Origin of the sequence: Collinsella sp. CLA-ER-H2, assembly GCF_040092405.1 — a bacterium.
In the GTDB taxonomy this organism is placed as follows: Bacteria; Actinomycetota; Coriobacteriia; order Coriobacteriales; family Coriobacteriaceae; genus Collinsella.
This window is the reverse complement of record NZ_JBBNLO010000053.1, coordinates 1-5,281: the sequence shown is the minus strand read 5'-3', so window position 1 is coordinate 5,281 and position 5,281 is coordinate 1. Positions and strand designations below refer to the sequence as shown.

2 rRNA genes are annotated in these 5,281 nt (G+C 63.1%); both read right to left on the bottom strand.

Annotated elements, in window-relative coordinates:
- Positions 1-114 precede the first annotated feature (114 nt).
- Positions 115-3,091, bottom strand: a 23S ribosomal RNA gene (locus AAAX59_RS09550).
- A gap of 401 nt (positions 3,092-3,492) precedes the next feature.
- A 16S ribosomal RNA gene (locus AAAX59_RS09545) occupies positions 3,493-4,998 on the bottom strand.
- Together the 16S and 23S rRNA genes form the textbook arrangement of a ribosomal RNA operon.
- Positions 4,999-5,281 lie beyond the last annotated feature (283 nt).

The window sequence follows — 5,281 nt, the reverse complement described above, 5'->3', positions numbered from 1 at the left end:
GGTGTCTCTCTCGCGTGCCCTGGGGGCCGCATGGCGCATAGGGGAGGTGACTCGGGGGCATCCTCGTGCCCGGACCGCGCGTGAGCGCTCAGTCCCGCGGGCCGCGAGGTGCGGTTCCGGAAGAGCTCGGGCGATTAGTGCGGCTCGGCTGAGGCTGTCGCCAGCCTTGCACCTGCCGTCTATCGACCAGGTAGTCTACCTGGGCCCTTACCGGAAGGAGAACTAATCCCTGGAACGGCTTCCCGCTTAGATGCCTTCAGCGGTTATCCGCGCCGCACGCGGCTACCCGGCCGTGCCGTTGGTCGACAACCGGTTCACCGGAGGTGCGTCCACCCCGGTCCTCTCGTACTGGGGGCAGCCTCCATCGATTCTCCTGCGCCCACGGAGGATAGGGACCGAACTGTCTCACGACGTTCTGAACCCAGCTCGCGTACCGCTTTAAACGGCGAACAGCCGTACCCTTGGGACCTGCTCCAGCCCCAGGATGCGATGAGCCGACATCGAGGTGCCAAACCTTGCCGTCGATGTGGACTCTTGGGCAAGATCAGCCTGTTATCCCCGGAGTACCTTTTATCCGTTGAGCGACGGCCCACCCACTCGGGGCCGCCGGATCACTAGAGCCTGCTTTCGCACCTGCTCGGCTTGTGGGCCTCGCAGTCAAGCCCGCTTGTACTCTTGCATTCAAAAGGACGGTTGCCGACCGTCCCGAGCGGACCTTCGCGCGCCTCCGTTACCCTTTAGGAGGCGACCGCCCCAGTCAAACTGCCCGCCTGGCACGGTCCCCGAGCCGGTTGACGGCCTCGGGTTAGGACGCCGGTCGCGCGAGGGCAGTATTCCAAGGGCGGCTCCCCGGGGGCTGGCGCCTCCGGATCGATGCCTCCTGCCTATCCTCTACACGCGGGACCAGCGGCCAATGCCAAGCTGCAGTGAAGGTTCACGGGGTCTTTCCGTCCTTCCGCGGGTAAGTCGCATCTTCACGACCAGTGCAATTTCACCGGGTCCATGGTCGAGACAGCGCCCAAGTCGTTGCGCCTTTCGTGCAGGTCGGAACTTACCCGACAAGGAATTTCGCTACCTTAGGACCGTTATAGTTACGGCCGCCGTTTACCGGGGCTTGGCTTCGGGGCTTCGCCGAAATGGCTAACTCCTCCGCGTGACCTTCCGGCACCGGGCAGGCGTCAGACCCTATACGTCGCCTTGCGGCTTCTGCAGAGTCCTGTGTTTTTGGTAAACAGTCGCTTGGGCCTCTCCACTGCGGCCCGCCTCCGCTCCCCGGGCGAGCCGGTTCACGTACGCGCGGGCACCCCTTCTCCCGAAGTTACGGGGCCATTGTGCCGAGTTCCTTGACCATGGTTGACCCGATCGCCTCGGTATGTTCTACCCACCCACCTGTGTCGGTTTGCGGTACGGGCGCGCACGCGCCTGCCTAGGGGTTTTTCTAGGGACCTCGGGCTCACTCGCTTCGCTCAGTCGCTTCGTCCGGAGCCTCGCCCTTCGTGCGGACCGGATTTCCCTGGTCCGCGGGCCGCGCTCCATCACGGGGACGTCCAGAACCCCGCCGAGCCACCCCCATCCGTCGCCCCGTCGGTCGTAGCGCCGCGTGCGCGGTGCAGGAATGTCTGCCTGCTGCGCGTCGGCTACGCCTACCGGCCTCGCCTTAGCCCCCGACTGACCCTGGGAGGATTAGCCTTGCCCAGGAAACCTCGGGTTCACGGCGGACGAGTTACTCTCTCGTCTCTCGCTACTCATGCCAGCATTCTCACTCCCATGCGCTCCACCGTCGGTCGCCCTCCGGCTTCTCCGCCCATGGGAAGCTCCCCTACCGATTCTAATGAATTAAAATCCCGCCGCTTCGGTGTCCAGCTTAGCCCCGTGTATTGTCGGCGCATGTCCACTCGACCAGTGAGCTGTTACGCACTCTTTGAATGGATGGCTGCTTCTAAGCCAACATCCTGGTTGTCTGGGCGGACGCACATCCTTTGCCACTCGGCTGGAACTTGGGGACCTTAGCGGGCGGTCCGGGCTGTTTCCCTCTCGAGCACACAGCTTAGCCCACATGCTCTGACTGCCGCGCTCTGGGCCGCCGGCATTCGGAGTTCGGTTGGATTCGGTAGGCGGCGAAGCCCCCTCGTCCATCCGGTGCTCTACCTCCGGCGGTGAACGCGCGACGCTAGCCCTAAAGCTATTTCGGGGAGAACGAGATATCTCCGGGTTTGATTGGCCTTTCACCCCTATCCGCAGGTCATCGCCGCCGTTTTCAACCGACGTGCGTTCGGCCCTCCACGGGGTCTTACCCCCGCTTCAGCCTGCCCACGGATAGCTCACCCGGCTTCGCGTCCGCGGCGCGGGACTCAAGTCGCCCTGTTAAGGCTCGCTTTCGCTTCGGCTCCCTTTCGGTTAACCTCGCCCCGCGCCAGCGACTCGCTGGCTCATTCTACAAAAGGCACGCCGTCACAACTAAAAAGTTGCTCCGACTGCTCGTGGGCGCACGGTTTCAGGTACTGTTTCACTCCCCTCCCGGGGTGCTTTTCACCTTTCCCTCACGGTACTGGTGCGCTATCGGTCACAGGGTAGTACTCAGGCTTGGATGGTGGTCCACCCAGGTTCGGACCGGGTTTCACGTGCCCGGCCCTACTCAGGGACCGCGTCGCGCCGTCCGGTCTGGGTTCGCGTACGGGGCTGTCACCCGCTGCGGCCGGCCCTCCCATGCCGTTCCGCTCCCCAGCCGGACCTGCGCCCGGGGGCGGCAGCCCCCGGATGCGCGGCCCTGCAACCCCGTCGGCGGAACCCCTGCCGGGTATGCCCGCTCGACGGTTTGGCCATCGGTCCCCTTTCGCTCGCCGCTACTCGGGGAGTCTCGAGATTGATTTCCTCTCCTCCGGGTACTTAGATGTTTCAGTTCCCCGGGTTGTCCTCCCCCCGCCTATGTGTTCAGCGGGGGGATATGCACACTGCTGTGCATGGGTTCGCCCATTCGGAGACCCCCGGGTCGAAGGATGTGTGCTCCTCGCCGGGGATTATCGCAGCTTGCCGCGTCCTTCATCGGCTCCCTGTGCCAAGGCATCCGCCGTGCGCCCGTGGTATCTTGCGGGACCGCATCGGGCCCGCGGGATATCCACGTGTCGCTAATTAAGTTAATTAATCGATATCATGAATAGCGCTCGTATGTCGCAATTCGGGTATCTCATACCGCGGCACAGTAGTTGAACTGTGCTCGCGATCAGATGCTCCTCACTCATATATAAGTGAATTCTTCTTGTTTGGATCGGATGAATGATTGCTATCATTCTTACGTTAAATCGCAGAAAAGAATCGAGTCTGGAAGAATTGGATCTTCCATCTCTCTCCTATCGCTATGCGGCTCTCAAGGTACGCGGGTGCGACCCCGGGGACCGGGTGCTGCGGGGACTTCATCGCGGGCGACATCCACCGGACGGGCTCCTGCCCTCCATTCGAGTTAAAGTATGTCTCTCTAAGAATGTATCTCCCTAGAAAGGAGGTGATCCAGCCGCACCTTCCGGTACGGCTACCTTGTTACGACTTCACCCCCCTCACCCTCCACACCTTCGGCGCCTCCCCCCTCTCGGTTGGGCCGGCGACTTCGGGTGCAGACGACTCGGGTGGTGTGACGGGCGGTGTGTACAAGGCCCGGGAACGCATTCACCGCGGCATGCTGATCCGCGATTACTAGCAACTCCGACTTCATGGGGGCGGGTTGCAGCCCCCAATCCGAACTGGGGCCGGCTTTCCGGGATCCGCTCCCCCTCGCGGGGTGGCATCCCTCTGTACCGGCCATTGTAGCACGTGTGCAGCCCAGGGCATAAGGGGCATGATGACTTGACGTCGTCCCCGCCCTCCTCCGCCTTGACGGCGGCGGTCCCGCGTGGGTTCCCGGCATCACCCGATGGCAACACGCGGCGGGGGTTGCGCTCGTTGCGGGACTTAACCCAACATCTCACGACACGAGCTGACGACAGCCATGCACCACCTGTATGGGCTCCTCTCGGCCACGGGGTCTCCCCCGCTTCACCCATATGTCAAGCCCTGGTAAGGTTCTTCGCGTTGCTTCGAATTAAGCCACATGCTCCGCTGCTTGTGCGGGCCCCCGTCAATTCCTTTGAGTTTTAGCCTTGCGGCCGTACTCCCCAGGCGGGACGCTTAATGCGTTGGCTGCGGCACGGGGGGATCGTCCCCCCACACCTAGCGTCCATCGTTTACGGCTGGGACTACCAGGGTATCTAATCCTGTTCGCTCCCCCAGCTTTCGCGCCTCAGCGTCGGTCTCGGCCCAGAGGGCCGCCTTCGCCACCGGTGTTCCACCCGATATCTGCGCATTCCACCGCTACACCGGGTGTTCCACCCTCCCCTACCGGACCCAAGCCGCGGAGGTTCCGGGGGCTTCGGGGGGTTGAGCCCCCCGCTTCGACCCCCGGCCTGCCGGGCCGCCTACGCGCGCTTTACGCCCAATGAATCCGGATAACGCTCGCCCCCTACGTATTACCGCGGCTGCTGGCACGTAGTTAGCCGGGGCTTCTTCTGCAGGTACAGTCTTGACTCTTCCCTGCTGAAAGCGGTTTACGACCCGAAGGCCTCCGTCCCGCACGCGGCGTCGCTGCGTCAGGGTTCCCCCCATTGCGCAAGATTCCCCACTGCTGCCTCCCGTAGGAGTCTGGGCCGTGTCTCAGTCCCAATCTGGCCGGTCGGTCTCTCAACCCGGCTACCCGTTGTCGGCACGGTGGGCCGTCACCCCGCCGTCTACCTGATGGGCCGCGGAGCCATCCCCTCCCGTCGGGGCTTTAGCCGGGGTGCCATGCGGCACCCCGGGGTATCCGGTATTACCCGTCCTTTCGGGCGGCTATCCCGGGGGAGGGGGCAGGTTCTCCACGTGTTACTCAGCCGTTCGCCACTCGCTTCCCTCCGGAGAGGGGTGCCGTTCGACTTGCATGTGTTAGGCGCGCCGCCAGCGTTCATCCTGAGCCAGGATCGAACTCTCCGTCCAAAATATTTGGGCTTCGAGCCCGTCCGGTCCTCACAACTATTAGCTGATCGGTTCCGTTCGATTCATATGGTTCTAGTATAGGAAAAGGAATTTCTCGGGGCCGCCTCTCGGCGGCCTTGCGAAAAACAAATCCAAGTTAGACCATTTCAAATGGTTCGATGTCTGCCCGGATGCGACACTGAAGTGAGTGTCCATCCTCGCAGTATCCGGTTCTCAAGGTGCACGCCCCGCGGCTGATCCGGTTCCACCGGGCCGCGCGGCAAGGAGATATATTGCCAGACCG